The following is a 14,822-nucleotide window of genomic DNA, read 5'->3' as shown; positions in this document are numbered from 1 at the left end:
GAAAAGCGGCTCTCAGGAATCCGCGGGACCAAACGGAGAACCAGTCCGATTAGTTCCCCGCGTCGTCCTGGCCACTTGGGCCACTCGGGCCACCCGAGTTACACCCCAGCCGCGCAGCACCCGGGCAGGACACGCACCCGGCGCCACGGATTACCGGCCACCGGCCGCCTGCTCCTCGGCGCGCCGGGACAGAACGCGACCGCCGCCCCCGGTCACCCCGGACACAACGCGACCGACGCCCGCCCCCGATCACCCGATCGGGTACAACGACCGCCGCACCCCCTCACCTGATCGGGATACGCCGCGACCGCCGCACCCGATCACCCGGTCGGGAGGGATCGCGACCGCCGCACCCGATCACCCGGGATAGAACGCGACCGAAGCCGTCTCCTTCAGCGTCCGCCAGCCACTTCCGCCGGGCAGCCACAGCAGCCCGTCCTTGGAGGTCGCGAAGAGCGGGATCTCGCTGTCCTCGGAGGCCGCGATGCTCGTGACCTCCGTGAGGCCCGGGAGCGTCCCCGCCTCGGGGACCGAGCCGTCGCACTGCATGTACTGCACCTGCTGCACGCCACCGGCCTCGCGCCCCACGACCACGAGCCGGCTGTCCCCGGCCCACGACATGGCCGTGACCTGCTCCAACTCCGGTGTCGCGGAACGCAGTTCCTGGAGCGACACGGACGGCTGCTCGCCGTTGCCCGGACCGCGTTCGATCCGGCCGATGAACAGGGACTGCTTGCCGCCCTTGTCGACGATCAGCGCGATCCGCACCCCGTCGGCGGCGACCCGTACGGCGTTGATCCGGCCGTCGAGACCCGGGGTGAGCACCTCCAGCGGCTGGCCGGCGCCCTTCTCCAGCAGGAGCAGCCGAGGCGCGGCGGGGTCGCGGTCGGCGACCCACAGGTCGCCCTGGGTGTCCCAGCTGGGGGTGGTGAGCCGGTCGGTCTCGGTCTTGCCCTTGCTCTGGAGCACGGGGTCGCCGAGGGAGCTGCCGGAGACGGTGGAGGTGACGTAGAGCGTCCTGCCGTCGAGCGCGACTCCCGCGGCGCTGTGCTCGTCGCGGGCCACGGCCACCGAGCGCAGTGCCTTGGTGCCGTCGCCGAGCGCTCCGGGGACGGGGTCGGCCTTGGTGTTGCCGCTGCCGCTCGTCATCCGTTCGAGGCGGTGCTGGCCGTCGATGAAGTACAGGTAGCCGGGGTTGGTGTCGGAGCCGCGTGCGGCGACGGCCGCGGCCCGTTCCTGGGTGAGCGAGCACAGCTGGGTGCCGCCCGCGCGCAGCGCGATCTCGTCGACGGCAGGGGTCAGACTGCGGAGGGAGAACAGCAGTTGGGCCGCCATCTCGTCGCACTTGCCCTGGCCGATATGGGCGGCCTTGTCGTTGAGCGGCACCGTGAGCTTGTTCTGGTCGTCCGGGGTCAGCGCGCTGACGCCCTTGGGCAGCGCGGTCCCGGTCGGGAAGCTGGATCGGACGACGGGACGGAGCCAGCTCGTGGGGCCCGTGAGCACGGAACGGACCATCTGCGTCATCGGGTCGACGCGTTCACGGACGTAGACGGGGTCGGCGACGGCCATGGGCTGCCGGGAGCCGTCGGCCGTGGTGTTGGAGGCGAAGTAGTACTTGTTGACGGACACGTAGTTGCGCTGGAAGTCCGACTTGCCCATGACGACGCCCTGGGGGAGGGCGTCGATGCGCCACTGCCCGTTCTTCTTGTCGCGGCTGAGGTGGACCACCTGGCCGTAGTCGCCCGAGGCGGGCGCGTACGACTGCTGCGCGTCGACGGTGGCGACCCGGGTGCCGGTCAGCGTGTACGAGTAGTCGTCGCCGTCGTCCCTGCTCCCGGTGGGCCCGGCGTCGGTCGCCGGCCCGTCCGTGAGGACCGTCGTGGACCGTTCGGGCTCCCACTTCTGGGCGGCCTTCTGGGTCAGGTACTGCCGTGCGGTCGCGTAGCCGGGGTCGTCGCTGGTGAGTGCTTCGAGGAAGCCCTGGACGATCTCCAGGGGCTGCGCGTCGTCCCGGGGCGGCATCGCGAACACCCGTACCTGGGTCTCCTGGCGCGGTGTGGATTCCACGCCGCGCAGATCCCCGTTGTCGGGCATCGAGGCGCACCCGGCCAGCAGGACGGCGCCGCAGGTGGCGTACGCCACCGCGCGCCCCGGCGTGCGCCGGGGTCCCCCCTCGCGCCACTCAGCGCCCACGACATGCCTCCCCTTGCTCGTTCGAGCCCTCCGCCCCGGCTCTCTGCCGGTCCGGAGTCCCCCTCGGTGCCGTTTCCCGCGCGTCGCCCGTGTCGGCCGCGCCGTCCGTGCCGCCCGGGCCCTCTTCGCGGGCCGCGTCCGACCGCTCCCGGTCCTCGCCGCCCCGCGCTTCCCCGGCCCGCCGCACTTCCCCGGCCTCCTGGGCTTCGTCCGCGGTCCGCGGCCCGTCCTCTCCGCGCCCGCCGACACCACTACCGGTACCGCCACCACCGCCGGTTGCCGAGCCGGAGCCCGAGCCCGTCGCCGTGCCCGCACCACCCGTCGGCGGGGCGGGTCGGGGCACCACGCGCGCGCCGTTGCCGGGCAGCGCCGTCGGGTCGGCCGTGGGGGCCGCGGTGGCTATTCGGGGCGCGAGCGGGCTCCGTGCGGCCGACGACTGCTCGCCGGTGTGCTGCACGGGCACCGTGGCGCTCTTCTGGCCGCCGCCGCGCGGCACCCCGGCGTCGTCGAGGGCTCCCCGGTTGCGGCGGGAGTCCTTGGGCTCGAGCGGTATCGGCGAGCCCCGCAGCGGTTCGTCGGCGGTCCTGGGCAGCGTCAGCCGGAACTGCGAGCCGCCACCGGGCTCGCCCCAGGCCTGCAGCCAGCCGCCGTGCAGCCGCGCGTCCTCCAGGGCGATGGACAGCCCCAGACCGGTACCGCCGGTGGTACGCGCGCGTGCCGGGTCGGCACGCCAGAACCGGCTGAAGACCCGGGTGGCCTCGCCGGGCTTGAGGCCGACGCCGTAGTCGCGCACGGCGATCGCGACGGCCCCGCCCGCGGAGGCCAGCTTGACGATGACATCCTTGCCCTCGCCGTGTTCCACGGCGTTGACCACGAGGTTCCGCAGCACCCGCTCCACCCGCCGGGCGTCGGCCTCGGCGACGACGGGCTGCTGATCGCCGATGACGCGTACGGTCGTCCCCTTGCGTTCGGCGAGCGGGGCGGCTCCGCTGACGACCCGCCGGACGACCTCCCTGAGGTCGATCGGCTCGGCCTCGAGGGCGGCGGCGCCGGCGTCGAAGCGGCTGATCTCCAGCAGGTCCGCGAGCAGGGTCTCGAACCGGTCGAGCTGGTCGGCGAGCAGTTCGGCGGAGCGTGCGGTGACGGGGTCGAAGTCGACGCGGGCGTCGTGGATGACGTCAGCGGCCATGCGCACGGTGGTCAGCGGCGTCCGCAGTTCGTGCGAGACGTCGGACACGAACCGTCGCTGCATCCGCGACAGGTCCTCCAGTTGCTGGATCTTCAGCTGGAGGTTCTGGGCCATCTTGTTGAAGGCCTCGCCGAGGCGTGCGATGTCGTCCTCGCCGGTGACCTTCATGCGTTCCTGGAGGCGCCCGGCGGAGAGCCGTTCGGCGATCCCGGCGGCCATCCGCACCGGCGTGACGACCTGCCGCACCACGAGCCAGGCGATGGCCCCGAGGAGGACGACGACGAAGAGCCCCGCGGTCGCCAGCGTCCCCTTGACCAGGCTCAGCGACTTCTCCTCCTGCGTGAGCGGGAAGAGGTAGTACAGCTCGTACGGATCGCCGTTGGGGTCGTTGACCTGCTTGCCGATGACCAGGGCCGGCTGGGATTCCTTGTCGCTGAGGTAGATGATCCGGGAGTAGCTCTGGGCCGCGCCGGTGCTGCTGTAGACCTGCTCGCGCAGTTTCTCCGGGACGCTCTTGTCGGGGTCGACGAAGCCGGAGGCGCGCGGTCCGCGGGCGACGCCGCTGACGTCGCCGGGAGGCAGGGTGACCACGTCGAAGGCGCCCTGGCCGCCGCTGGACAGCGACAGCACGAGCTCGCTCATCCACTCGATGACGTTCTGCGAGGCGCCCCCGTCGGCCGGGGTCCCGTCGGCGTCGGCCGCGCCGGCGGCCTCGTCGGCCTTCTGCTTGGCCACGGCGAATCCGCCGGTGGCCTGGCTCTGGGACGCCTTCACCTTGGCGTCCAGCAAACCGTTGCGCACCTGCCCGATGACGACGAAGCCGAGCAGCAGGACGACGCCCAGCGACATCAGCAGGGTGGTGGCGACGACCTTGAGCTGGATGTTGCGCCGCCACAGCCGCATGACGGGCAGCAGCGGCCTGCGCACCCAGCGCAGCAGCAGCCTCAGGACGGGGCTGCCCTGCACCCCGCCCTGCAGCAGCCCGCCTTCGAGGAGGCGTGCGAAGCGTGAACCCGGCGTCCTACGGCCGACAGGCCGCTCCGGACGGGCCCCGGAACGACCGGGGGCCGAAGCGGCACTGTCCCCGGACATGTCAGCTCGGTCCTGCCTTGTATCCGACGCCACGGACGGTCACCACGATCTCCGGCCGCTCGGGGTCCTTCTCGACCTTGGAGCGCAGCCTCTGTACGTGCACGTTCACCAGGCGGGTGTCGGCGGCGTGCCGGTAGCCCCACACCTGCTCGAGGAGCACCTCGCGGGTGAACACCTGCCAGGGCTTGCGCGCCAGGGCGACCAGCAGATCGAACTCCAGCGGGGTCAGCGCGATCGACTGGCCCTCCCGTTTCACGGAGTGACCGGCCACGTCGATGACGAGGTCGCCTATGGCGAGCTGTTCCGGCGCCGGTTCCTCGGACCTCCGCAGCCGCGCCCGGATCCGGGCGACCAGCTCCTTCGGCTTGAACGGCTTCACGATGTAGTCGTCGGCGCCGGACTCCAGTCCTACGACGACGTCGACGGTGTCGCTCTTCGCCGTGAGCATCACGATCGGCACCCCGGACTCCGCCCGGATCAGGCGGCACACCTCGATGCCGTCCCGGCCGGGCAGCATCAGGTCCAGCAGCACCAGGTCGGGCTTCGCCTCACGGAAAGCGGCCAGCGCCTTGTCGCCGTCGGCCACGAAAGACGGCTCAAAACCTTCACCACGCAGCACAATGCCGAGCATCTCGGCCAGTGCGGTGTCGTCGTCGACGACAAGGACTCGTCCCTTCATAAACGACATCATCCCATTCTCATAACAGTGAAGGTGGCGCAGGTGAGAAGCCTCACCGGCCAGTGACGATAGTCGTACGGGGCCGTCACTGTCTGCCCCGGTCCGCGGACGTCGATGTCACCACCACTCGGCGCACGGACGTCGTCACTCAGAGAAAGCTCATCCGACGGCGGCTGCCCGCGGTCCGGCCGCTCACCCCGGTTCGACGGCCTCCGTTCCGGTGACCACGGGGCGGGCCGGCCGTCAGCCCCTCGGCGCACGCGCTCAGCCCTCGGCCCCGGGCTCGCCGGTCCCGCCGGGCGTGCGTGGCATCCCGCCCGCCAGGTCTCGCCGCGCCCGCTCCGCCGCCACCGGGTACGGCCGAACGGGTCACGGCGCAGGCACCCGCAGAGGGCCGGCGCGCTACTTCGAATCCCGTTCCGTCAGGTCCTCGACGAGGCGCCAGTCGTCCCCGTCCCGCTCGAAGACGAACCGGTGGGACCCGACGTGGGGCACGGTCGGCTCCAGCCCCCTGCCCCACCTGTCGGAGGTCTACGGAGTGGTGAACTCCGTGACGTCCACCGTGAACTCCGCGCCCTTCCTCGTCACCGCCGTGATGTGCGCGCCGGCGTCGGCCTGGTTCCAGACCTTGCCCGCCGGCGGAACGTCCTTCCGCCAGAACGCATCGGGCGCGTCCGCCTGCCGCTGGAAGACCTCCTCGGCGGCCTGCTCCAGAGACCTCTCCTCCGCCTCGCGTTCGGCGGCCGCCGCCTGGCTCCTCACCAGCGGCCCGCCCGGCACCGCCACGAGCACCACCGCTACCGCGGCCAGCCCCACCCTGTGCTTCTTCCGCACTTCGCCCCCCACTCGGAACCCCTCGACATGTCGATGCGATGATCCGCCGGATCGTCACAACGACCCCTCCCCTCACCTGCACAAACCTACAGGCGGGCAGGCGTGCGGGCGGCTCGGTCGGCATTGTGGCCGTCCGGGACCGGACCGTCCGGGACCGGGCCGGACGAGGTCGGCGGGGGTCCGCCGTCGAGTCACCCCCTCTGCCGCTCGCGGCTCCGGGCGCGCGGCGTGAAGAAGCCCGGCGGTGCTCGTGCCCGTTCCGCTCCCGCCGACGGCCCCGCCGGGAAATGACGGTGCGGCGCGCCCCGTCCAGTGGTGGGATGCGCCGCATGAGCGACCCGTTGCGCGACCGCATCGAGCGGTACTACGCCACCGTGCCCCTGCTGTTCGCCGACGCCGAGGACTTCGGCCCCCTGCGCCTGTTCGTGCGGAAGGAACCCGGCGCCCCCTACTACGGCGGCCCGAGCCACGCCCGGCCCACCGGCACGGCCCCCGTGGGCGCCACTGACATCGCCCGGGTGCGTGCCCGGCAACGGGAGCTCGGTGTGCCGGAGTCGTTCGAATGGCTGGCCGAGTCTGCCCCCGCGCTGCGTGAGCGGATCGAGGCCGCCGGATGCCTGGTGCTGCGGCGCCCGCTGATGGTGCTGCCGCCCGACCGGCCGCTGCCTCCGCAGCCCCTCCCGGGCGGCGTGACACTGCGCGCGCTGACCCCGGACGACCCCGCCCTTCCGGCGGCCCTGGCCCTCCCGCGCCTGGCGTTCGCCAAGGAGCCTCTCCCCGAAGCGCACCTCACCGAAGAACCTCTCGCCCCGGAACTCCCCGCCACCGAACTCCCCGCCACGCGGCCCCTCGCCACAGAACCACCCGTCACGGAGCCCTCCCCAGCGACGGGTTCGGCGGACCGTACGGAGCTGTCGCGGCTCACCGAGGCACTGACCGCGGACGGCACGGTGGCCACGGTCGCCGCCACGATCCGCGCCGGGCACAAGACCCTCGTCGCCGCCCTCGCCCCGGACGGCACCCCCCTGGCCGTCGGCCACTATCACCCGGCGCACGGCACCACGGAGATCGGCGGCATCGGCACCCTTCCCTCCGCCCGCCGCCAGGGACTGGCCGCCGCCGTGACAGCGGCCCTGGTCGCCCACGCCCGCGCCCACGGCGTCGAGACGGTCTTCCTCGCCTACGCGGAGGAGACCGTCGCCCGCATCTACGCCCGCCTCGGCTTCCGCCCCGCGGGCACCACCCTGCTGATCGCCGACCAGCCCGCACGCTCGTGACACCGAGCCCGCCTCACGGCCGTCCGACGAGCGATCGACAAGTGATCACCGGACGACAGACAGGCAACCGCCGAACCGCCGACGACCGACCGCCTGACGGCCGCCCGGAGACCGCCCGACGGGTCGCCCGACGACCACCCGGCCACGCGACGAACAACCGGACACTGACGAACGATCAGCCGCCCGACAGCCGGCAGGCGACCACCGAACTGCCCGAAAGCCGGCAGGCGACCACCGAACGACCGGCAGACGGCCGCCCGAACGACCGGAGAACCACCCAGGCGAGCGACCGGACGACCGCCCGCCCGCCCGCCCCGACCGATCGCCCGATCGACGAGACTCTCAGCGTGCCGCTCCCGCCCCTCCCTGGACCTGGCGCGCCCTGCCGCACAGCTCGGCGAGCGCGTCGGCCGTCACCGGCGACACCACTCCCGCCTCCGTGACGATCGCCGTCACCAGTTCGGGCGGCGTCACGTCGAACGCGGGGTTGTACGCCTGGGTCCCCAGCGGCGCCACCGGGATCCCGCCGCCCGCGCCCGTCACCGGCGCCTGGGCGACCATGGCCTCCGTCACCTCGAAGCCGGGGCGCTGCTCCACCTCGATGGACGCCCCGTCCGGCGTGTCCAGGTCCACCGTCGTCACCGGCGCGACCACGATGAACGGCACATGGTGGTACCGCGCCAGCACCGCCAGCGGATAGCTCCCCACCTTGTTCGCCACCGACCCGTCGGCCGCGATGCGGTCGGCCCCGATCAGCACCGCGTCCACCTCGCCCGCGGCGAAGAGGGACCCCGCCGCGTTGTCCGTCAGCAAGGTGTACGCCATGCCGTTGCGGGCCGCTTCGTACGCCGTGAGGCGGGCGCCCTGGAGCAGCGGACGCGTCTCGTCCACCCACAGCCGGCGAAGCCGGCCCACCCGGTGCGCCGCGAGCGCCACCGCGAACGCCGTCCCCTCCCCGCCCGACACCAGCGCACCGGTGTTGCAGTGCGTGAGCACCCGGTGCCCGCCGCCCGGCAGCAGCTCGTCGAGGAGCGCCAGCCCGTGCCCGGCCATCCGGACGCTGGCCTCGGCGTCCTCCCGGTGGAGCTGCCGAGCGGCCGCCAGCGCGGCCCGCGCGCCCTGCGCCGGGTCTCCGCCGTCGGCGATCTCCGTGCGGTAGGCGGCCCGGGCCCGGCGCACGCCCACCGACAGGTTCACCGCGGTGGGGCGGGCGCCCGCGAGCGCGTTCGCGGCGTCGTCCACGTCGAACCCGCGCGCGGCGGCGAGCGCGACGCCGTACGCCCCGGCGATCCCGAGCAGCGGCGCCCCGCGCACGGCCAGCGAACGGATCGCCTCGACCAGCGCGGACGCGTCCGTACACACGAGTTCGACTTCCTCCGCCGGCAGTCTCGTCTGGTCGAGGAGGACCAGCACGGGACCTTCCGGCAGCTCCTCCCAACGGATCGCAGGTATCTCGGCCGGCCGCTTGTCCTCGCCGGATTGCGCGTACTGATCAGCCATGCCGTCAGTCTGCCCCCGATCCGGCGGACAATTGAAGGTGCGCAGCCCCTACCGCGGCCGGTCAACCGATGCGCACCCCATGGCACGATGGCTCCCAACCTGCCGCCGCGACCGCGGACGGGCACCGTGAAGGAGCGACGATGAAAGACACTCCGGGCTGGGCCTCGCCCGGATCCGCCCCGTCCGACGGACAGGAGCCCGGCGCGTCCCACCCCGCCGAGCCCACGGACCGCCCCGCCGGCGCCCAGCCCGCGGACCAGCCACAGGCGAACCCGCAGAGCCCCGGCACGAAGTGGTCCAAGGAGCAGCCGCCGCCCGGCCCCGGCCAGTGGTCCGCGCCCGCAGGAGCCCCGGACCCGGGCCGCGACGCGGGCCGGACCCCGCCGCCCCCACCGCCTCCGCCGCCCGGCCCCGGCTGGGGCGGCCCCCCGCCCACCGGCCCCGGCGCCGGATACCCCGGCGGCCCCGCAGGTCCCGGACAGGGCGGTTACGGCGGCTACGGCGCCCCCGGCTGGGGTGCCGGCTGGGGCGGCCCCCCGCCCGCGGCGAAGCCCGGCGTCATTCCGCTGCGCCCGCTCGCCGTCGGCGAGATCCTCGACGGCGCGGTCGCCACGATGCGCACCTACTGGCGCACGGTCCTGGGCATCTCGCTGACCGTCGCCGTCATCACCGAGATCTTCGTCGTCCTGCTGCAGGGCCTCGTCCTGGACGCCACCACGGACACGAACGCTCTCGGCGACCCGAGCGCCACCGCGGACGAGCAGCTCAACGCCATGGGCGACGCCATGCGCGCCTCCGGCCCCGTCCTGCTCATCACTCTCATCGGCACCATCACGGCCACCGCCCTGCTCACCGCCGTCACCAGCCGGGCGGTGCTCGGCAGACCGGTCACCCTCGGCGAGGCCTGGCGCGACGCCCGGCCCCAGGTGCTCAAGCTCTTCGGCCTGATCTTCCTGCTGATGCTCATCGCCGCCGCCATCGTCCTCGTGTGCCTGCTGCCGGGCATCCTCGTGAGCGCCGCCGGAAACTCCGACGCGGGGGCAGCGCTCAAGGCCTTCGGCATCCTCGGCTCGATCGTCCTGGTGCTGGGGCTGATGATCCGCCTCTCCCTCGCCTCGCCCGCGCTGATGCTGGAGAAGCAGAGCATCAAGAAGGCCCTCGGCCGCTCCGCGAAGCTCACCAGCGGCTCCTGGTGGCGGGTCTTCGGCATCCAGCTGCTCGCCCTGATCATCGCGAACATCGTCGCGATGATCGTCGTCGTCCCGTTCGCGATCCTCGGCGCCGCCCTGAGCGACGGGGGCGTCAGCGGCGTGGTCGACGCGAGCGGCGACTACGGCTGGACGTACCTGATCGTCAGCGGCATCGGTTCGGTCATCGGCTCCATGATCACCTTCCCGATCTCGGCCGGCGTCACCGTGCTCCTCTACGTCGACCAGCGCATCCGCCGCGAGGCCCTCGACCTCGACCTGGCGCGCGCCGCGGGACTCCAGGACTACGGCGCCTCCGCCACCGGCACGACCCCGGGGAGTTGATGCGGTGAGCCTGACGGGGGGAGTTCTCACCGCGGTACCGCTCCCGGGCGCCCTGCCCGTGCGGGCAGGGCCGCCCGGCATCGCCGAAGCGGCTCCGGCGGCCCTGACCCGTGGCGCGGGCGAGGCCGCCGCAGCCCTGCTGCGGGCGTCCGACGCGGCCGTGCTGTCCCTGTCGGCGCGCTCCGACGACGAACCGCCACTCACCGTCCCGCGTGATCCCGCGCGGGAGGCGGCCCGCCGTGAACTGTCCAAGGACCTGTACCACCAGAACGACCCCAGCCTCTTCCAGCGCGCCCTGGACGCCCTCTGGGACTGGATCGGCGGCCTGTTCGACACCGCCTCGACCGCCACCCCCGGCGGCACCCTCGGCCTGGTGGTCGTCATCCTGGCCACGGCAGCCGTCGTGGCCGCCCTGTGGTGGCGCCTGGGCTCCCCGCGCCGCCGCCCCGCCTCCGCCGCCGCACTCTTCGACGACCGCCCTCGCAGCGCCGCCGAACACCGCGCGGCCGCCGAGGCACACGCCGCCCAGGGCCACTGGAACCAGGCCGTCCAGGAACGCATGCGCGCCATCGTCCGCTCCCTGGAGGAACGCGCCCTCCTCGACACCCGCCCCGGCCGCACCGCCGACGAGGCAGCCGCCGACGCCGGTCGCACGCTGCCCGCCCACACCGACGGACTCCGCGCCGCCGCCCGCGACTTCGACGACGTGACATACGGCGGCCGGCGCGCCACCGCGCAGTCGTACGGCCGCATGGCCGAACTCGACCTGGCCCTGGAACGCACCAAACCCCAGCTCACGGCGGCGAGCAGCACGCACACCGCGCCCCATGACGCGGCCCGCCCCGCCGGCCGGGGAGCCGCCGAATGACGACCGGGGCCACCACCCTCCCGTCCACCTCGGCCTCGCCCACCGCCCTGCGGCTGTGGACCCGCGCGCGAGGCGTCACCCTCGCGCTCGTGCTGCTCCTCGCGGGAGCCGTCACGCTCGCCGCGCTCCAGTCCGACACCCGCCGCGGCGCCCTCGACCCGCGCTCCGCCGACCCCTACGGCAGCCGCGCGACAGCCGAACTCCTCGCCGACCGCGGCGTGTCCACCCGCGTCGTCACCACCCTCGCCGAGGCCCGCGCCGCGGCCCGCCCCGACACCACGCTCCTGGTCGCCGCCCCCGACCTCCTGACGGAACGCCGGCAGCGGGACCTGCACACGGCGATCACCGGCTCGGGCGGCCGCACCGTCCTCGTCGCGCCCAGCGGCTGGTCCGTGGGCACCCTCGCACCCGGCGTGACCGCGGACCCCGCCAACAGCCGCGGCTCCGCGCTCTCCCCCGACTGCGCGCTGCCCGCCGCCCGCCGCGCCGGCACCGCCGAGACCGGCGGCATCCGCTACACCACCCGCCACCTCGACGCCGACAAGTGCTACCCCAGCGAGCGCCTGGCCACCCTGCTGCGCATCCCCGACCCCACCGGCGGCGGCGACACCGTCGTCCTCGGCGCGCCCGACATCCTCTACAACGACCGCCTCGACGAACAGGGCAACGCCTCGCTCGCCCTCCAACTCCTCGGCTCCCGCAGCCATCTGGTCTGGTACCTCCCCTCGCTCTCCGACACCTCAGCCACCGACCCGGACGACGAAAAAAGCTTCTTCGACCTGCTGCCGTCCGGCTGGCTCTGGGGCACACTTCAGCTGTTCGTCGCGGCAGCCCTCGCCGCCCTCTGGCGGGCACGCCGGCTCGGCCCCCTCGTGCCCGAGAAACTCCCCGTGGCGATCCGTGCCTCCGAAACCGTCGAAGGCCGCGCCCGCCTCTACCGCAAAGCCGACGCCCGTGACCGCGCGGCCGACGCTCTTCGCTCCACCACCCGCACCCGCCTCGCCCCCCTCCTCGGTGTCCCCGTCACCCAGGCACACACGCCCGAGACCCTCGTCCCCGCCCTGTCCGCCCATCTCCACGGCGACGGACAGTCCCTGCACTTCCTCCTCTTCGGCCCACCGCCAGGCGACGACGCGGCCCTGATCGCGCTCGCCGACCAACTCGACGCCCTCGAAAGAGAGGTACGCCGTCCATGATGGACCCGACCACTGACAACGCCGGGAACACCGGGGACCCGGGCCGCGCCCGCGCCTCCCTGGAGGCCCTGCGGGCCGAGATCTCCAAGGCCGTGGTCGGCCAGGACCCCGCCGTGACCGGCCTTGTCGTCGCCCTCCTCTGCCGCGGACACGTCCTCCTCGAAGGAGTCCCCGGCGTGGCCAAGACGCTGCTGGTCCGCGCCCTCGCCTCCGCACTCGAACTCGACACCAAGCGCGTCCAGTTCACCCCCGACCTGATGCCCAGCGACATCACCGGCTCCCTGGTCTACGACACCCGCACCGCCGAGTTCTCCTTCCAGCCCGGTCCGGTCTTCACCAACCTCCTCCTCGCCGACGAGATCAACCGCACCCCGCCGAAGACCCAGTCGTCCCTCCTCGAAGCCATGGAGGAACGCCAGGTCACGGTCGACGGCACCCCGCGCCCGCTCCCCGACCCCTTCCTGGTCGCGGCGACGCAGAACCCGGTCGAGTACGAGGGCACCTACCCCCTCCCCGAAGCCCAGCTGGACCGCTTCCTCCTCAAACTGACGATCCCGCTCCCCTCCCGCCACGAGGAGATCGACGTCCTCACCCGCCACGCCGAGGGCTTCGACCCGCGCGACCTGCACGCCGCCGGCGTACGCCCCGTCGCGGGACCGGCCGACCTCGAAGCGGCCCGCGCCGCCGTCGCCAAGACGGCGATCTCCCCCGAGATCACCGCCTACGTCGTCGACATCTGCCGTGCCACCCGCGAGTCCCCGTCCCTCACCCTGGGCGTCTCCCCCCGAGGCGCGACCGCGCTTCTCTCCACCGCCCGCGCCTGGGCCTGGCTCACCGGCCGCGACTACGTCATCCCCGACGACGTCAAAGCCCTCGCCCTCCCCACCCTCCGCCACCGCGTGCAGCTGCGCCCGGAGGCCGAGATGGAAGGCGTGACGGCCGACTCCGTCATCACCGCGATCCTCACCCACGTCCCCGTACCCCGCTGATGGCGCTCACCGGACGTACCGCGCTCCTCGCGGCCCTGGGATCCCTCCCCGTCGGCATCTGGGACGCCGGCTGGACCGGCATCCTCGCCGTCAACGCCCCCCTGGCCGTGGCCTGCGCCTGCGACTACGCACTGGCCGCCCCGGTACGCCGACTGGGCCTGACCCGCTCCGGCGACACCTCCGCCCGCCTCGGCGACCCGGCGGACATCACCCTCACCGTCTCCAACCCGTCCCACCGCCCCCTGCGCGCCCACCTCCGCGACGCCTGGCCCCCCAGCAGCCGGCAACCGGGAACGGAGACGGAGGCCTCCCGCCACCATCTGGCGGTCCCGCCTGGCGAACGCCGCCGCGTCACCACCCGCCTGCGCCCCACCCGCCGCGGCGACCACCGGACCGACCGCGTCACGATCCGCTCCTTCGGCCCCCTCGGCCTCGTGTCCCGCCAAGGCACCCACAAAGTCCCCTGGACCGTGCGCGTCCTCCCCCCGTTCACCAGCCGCAAGCACCTCCCGTCGAAACTGGCCCGCCTGCGCGAACTGGACGGCCGAACCAGCGTCCTCACCCGCGGCGAGGGCACCGAATTCGACAGCCTGCGCGAATACGTTCCCGGCGACGACACCCGCTCCATCGACTGGCGCGCCACGGCCCGCCACGCGTCGGTCGCGGTCCGCACCTGGCGCCCCGAACGCGACCGCCACATCCTCCTGGTCCTCGACACCGGCCGCACCTCCGCCGGACGCGTGGGCGACGCTCCTCGCCTCGACGCCTCCATGGACGCGGCACTCCTCCTCGCGGCGCTGGCATCCCGCGCCGGCGACCGGGTCGACCTCCTCGCCTACGACCGCCGGGTCCGCGCCCTCGTCCAAGGACGCACAGCACGCGACGTTCTCCCCTCCCTCGTCAACGCGATGGCCACCCTCGAACCCGAACTGGTCGAGACGAACGCGCGTGGCCTCACCGCCACGGCCCTGCGCACGGCCCGCCGACGCTCCTTGGTCGTCCTGATGACCACCCTGGACGCCGCCCCGGTCGAGGAAGGCCTCCTCCCCGTCCTCCCGCAGCTCACCCAGCGCCACACGGTCCTGGTGGCATCGGTCGCCGACCCCCACATCGCCCGCATGGCCACGTCCCGCGGGAACGCCGAAGCGGTGTACGACGCAGCGGCGGCAGCCCAGGCCCAGACGGAACGTCATCGCACAGCCGACCAACTCCGCCGGCACGGCGTCACCGTCGTCGACGCGACACCGGACCAACTCGCCCCGGCCCTCGCGGACGCCTACCTGGCATTGAAAGCAGCAGGACGCCTGTAAAGAGAAAACAAAAACGGGCTCTCCTGAGGAGAGCCCGTCAAAACAATCACGCCCTGTAAACGAGCCCGAACGCAGAAAACCCCCGCACCGTGAGGTGCGGGGGTTTCCCGTAATATTTGTTCGGCGGTGTCCTACTCTCCCACAGGGTCCCCCCTGCAGTACC

At 73.4% G+C, this 14,822-nt stretch carries 11 protein-coding genes; 6 read left to right on the top strand and 5 right to left on the bottom strand.

Annotation, left to right across the window (positions count from 1 at the left end; genetic code table 11):
* Window positions 1-357 precede the first annotated feature (357 nt).
* From J2X68_RS32795 to J2X68_RS32780, 4 genes are all read right to left on the bottom strand, one after another.
* The gene (locus tag J2X68_RS32795; protein WP_310436239.1) at window positions 358-2,193 is read right to left on the bottom strand and encodes an LpqB family beta-propeller domain-containing protein; all 1,836 of its coding nucleotides are present in this window, start codon (window positions 2,191-2,193) and stop codon (window positions 358-360) included.
* The gene (gene mtrB, locus J2X68_RS32790; RefSeq protein ID WP_310436238.1) at window positions 2,183-4,474 is read right to left on the bottom strand and encodes an MtrAB system histidine kinase MtrB; all 2,292 of its coding nucleotides are present in this window, start codon (window positions 4,472-4,474) and stop codon (window positions 2,183-2,185) included. Before mtrB ends, J2X68_RS32795 begins: the two co-directional genes overlap by 11 nt.
* Window position 4,475: 1 nt before the next feature.
* A complete protein-coding gene (gene mtrA, locus J2X68_RS32785) occupies window positions 4,476-5,165 on the bottom strand; it encodes a two-component system response regulator MtrA (RefSeq protein WP_187281934.1) in 690 nt (229 codons plus the stop codon).
* Window positions 5,166-5,684: 519 nt separating this feature from the next.
* Complete coding sequence (locus tag J2X68_RS32780) at window positions 5,685-5,987, bottom strand: hypothetical protein (RefSeq protein WP_310436237.1); 303 nt, start codon at window positions 5,985-5,987, stop codon at window positions 5,685-5,687.
* A gap of 320 nt (window positions 5,988-6,307) precedes the next feature.
* Here J2X68_RS32780 and J2X68_RS32775 point away from each other — a divergent pair, with 320 nt between their 5' ends.
* Complete coding sequence (locus tag J2X68_RS32775; RefSeq protein WP_399041406.1) at window positions 6,308-7,264, top strand: GNAT family N-acetyltransferase; 957 nt, start codon at window positions 6,308-6,310, stop codon at window positions 7,262-7,264.
* A 342-nt stretch (window positions 7,265-7,606) separates the two neighbouring features.
* On the opposite strand, the gene mtnA is transcribed toward J2X68_RS32775, so the two are convergent.
* Window positions 7,607-8,764: an S-methyl-5-thioribose-1-phosphate isomerase gene (gene mtnA, locus J2X68_RS32770; RefSeq protein WP_310436235.1), complete on the bottom strand. Its 1,158-nt coding sequence runs from the start codon at window positions 8,762-8,764 to the stop codon at window positions 7,607-7,609.
* Window positions 8,765-8,904: 140 nt separating this feature from the next.
* Here mtnA and J2X68_RS32765 point away from each other — a divergent pair, with 140 nt between their 5' ends.
* Genes J2X68_RS32765 through J2X68_RS32745 form a run of 5 tightly spaced genes read left to right on the top strand, consistent with a single transcriptional unit; the run spans window position 8,905 to window position 14,659 of the window.
* Window positions 8,905-10,296, top strand: a complete 1,392-nt coding sequence (locus J2X68_RS32765; protein ID WP_310436234.1) for a hypothetical protein — start codon at window positions 8,905-8,907, stop codon at window positions 10,294-10,296.
* A gap of 4 nt (window positions 10,297-10,300) precedes the next feature.
* Complete coding sequence (locus tag J2X68_RS32760) at window positions 10,301-11,164, top strand: DUF4129 domain-containing protein (RefSeq protein ID WP_399041402.1); 864 nt, start codon at window positions 10,301-10,303, stop codon at window positions 11,162-11,164.
* Window positions 11,161-12,360: a DUF4350 domain-containing protein gene (locus J2X68_RS32755; RefSeq protein WP_310436233.1), complete on the top strand. Its 1,200-nt coding sequence runs from the start codon at window positions 11,161-11,163 to the stop codon at window positions 12,358-12,360. The genes J2X68_RS32760 and J2X68_RS32755 overlap by 4 nt, the downstream gene beginning before the upstream one ends.
* Window positions 12,360-13,349 (top strand): MoxR family ATPase, encoded by a 990-nt coding sequence (locus tag J2X68_RS32750; RefSeq protein WP_310436285.1) that lies wholly within the window; start codon window positions 12,360-12,362, stop codon window positions 13,347-13,349. Before J2X68_RS32755 ends, J2X68_RS32750 begins: the two co-directional genes overlap by 1 nt.
* Window positions 13,349-14,659: a DUF58 domain-containing protein gene (locus tag J2X68_RS32745; RefSeq protein WP_310436232.1), complete on the top strand. Its 1,311-nt coding sequence runs from the start codon at window positions 13,349-13,351 to the stop codon at window positions 14,657-14,659. The genes J2X68_RS32750 and J2X68_RS32745 overlap by 1 nt, the downstream gene beginning before the upstream one ends.
* Window positions 14,660-14,822 lie beyond the last annotated feature (163 nt).

The organism is Streptomyces sp. 3330, assembly GCF_031456635.1.
Lineage (GTDB): Bacteria > Actinomycetota > Actinomycetes > Streptomycetales > Streptomycetaceae > Streptomyces.
Note: the sequence above shows the minus strand (reverse complement) of the source record. Positions and strands in the feature narration are given on the sequence as shown.

Coding starts and splice junctions, on each gene's coding strand:
- mtrB (WP_310436238.1), bottom strand. CDS start 4,474: ATGTCCGGGGACAGTGCCGCTTCGGCCCCCGGTCGTTCCGGGGCCCGT.
- J2X68_RS32745 (WP_310436232.1), top strand. CDS start 13,349: ATGGCGCTCACCGGACGTACCGCGCTCCTCGCGGCCCTGGGATCCCTC.
- J2X68_RS32765 (WP_310436234.1), top strand. CDS start 8,905: ATGAAAGACACTCCGGGCTGGGCCTCGCCCGGATCCGCCCCGTCCGAC.
- J2X68_RS32775 (WP_399041406.1), top strand. CDS start 6,308: ATGCGCCGCATGAGCGACCCGTTGCGCGACCGCATCGAGCGGTACTAC.
- J2X68_RS32755 (WP_310436233.1), top strand. CDS start 11,161: ATGACGACCGGGGCCACCACCCTCCCGTCCACCTCGGCCTCGCCCACC.
- mtnA (WP_310436235.1), bottom strand. CDS start 8,764: ATGGCTGATCAGTACGCGCAATCCGGCGAGGACAAGCGGCCGGCCGAG.
- mtrA (WP_187281934.1), bottom strand. CDS start 5,165: ATGATGTCGTTTATGAAGGGACGAGTCCTTGTCGTCGACGACGACACC.
- J2X68_RS32750 (WP_310436285.1), top strand. CDS start 12,360: ATGGACCCGACCACTGACAACGCCGGGAACACCGGGGACCCGGGCCGC.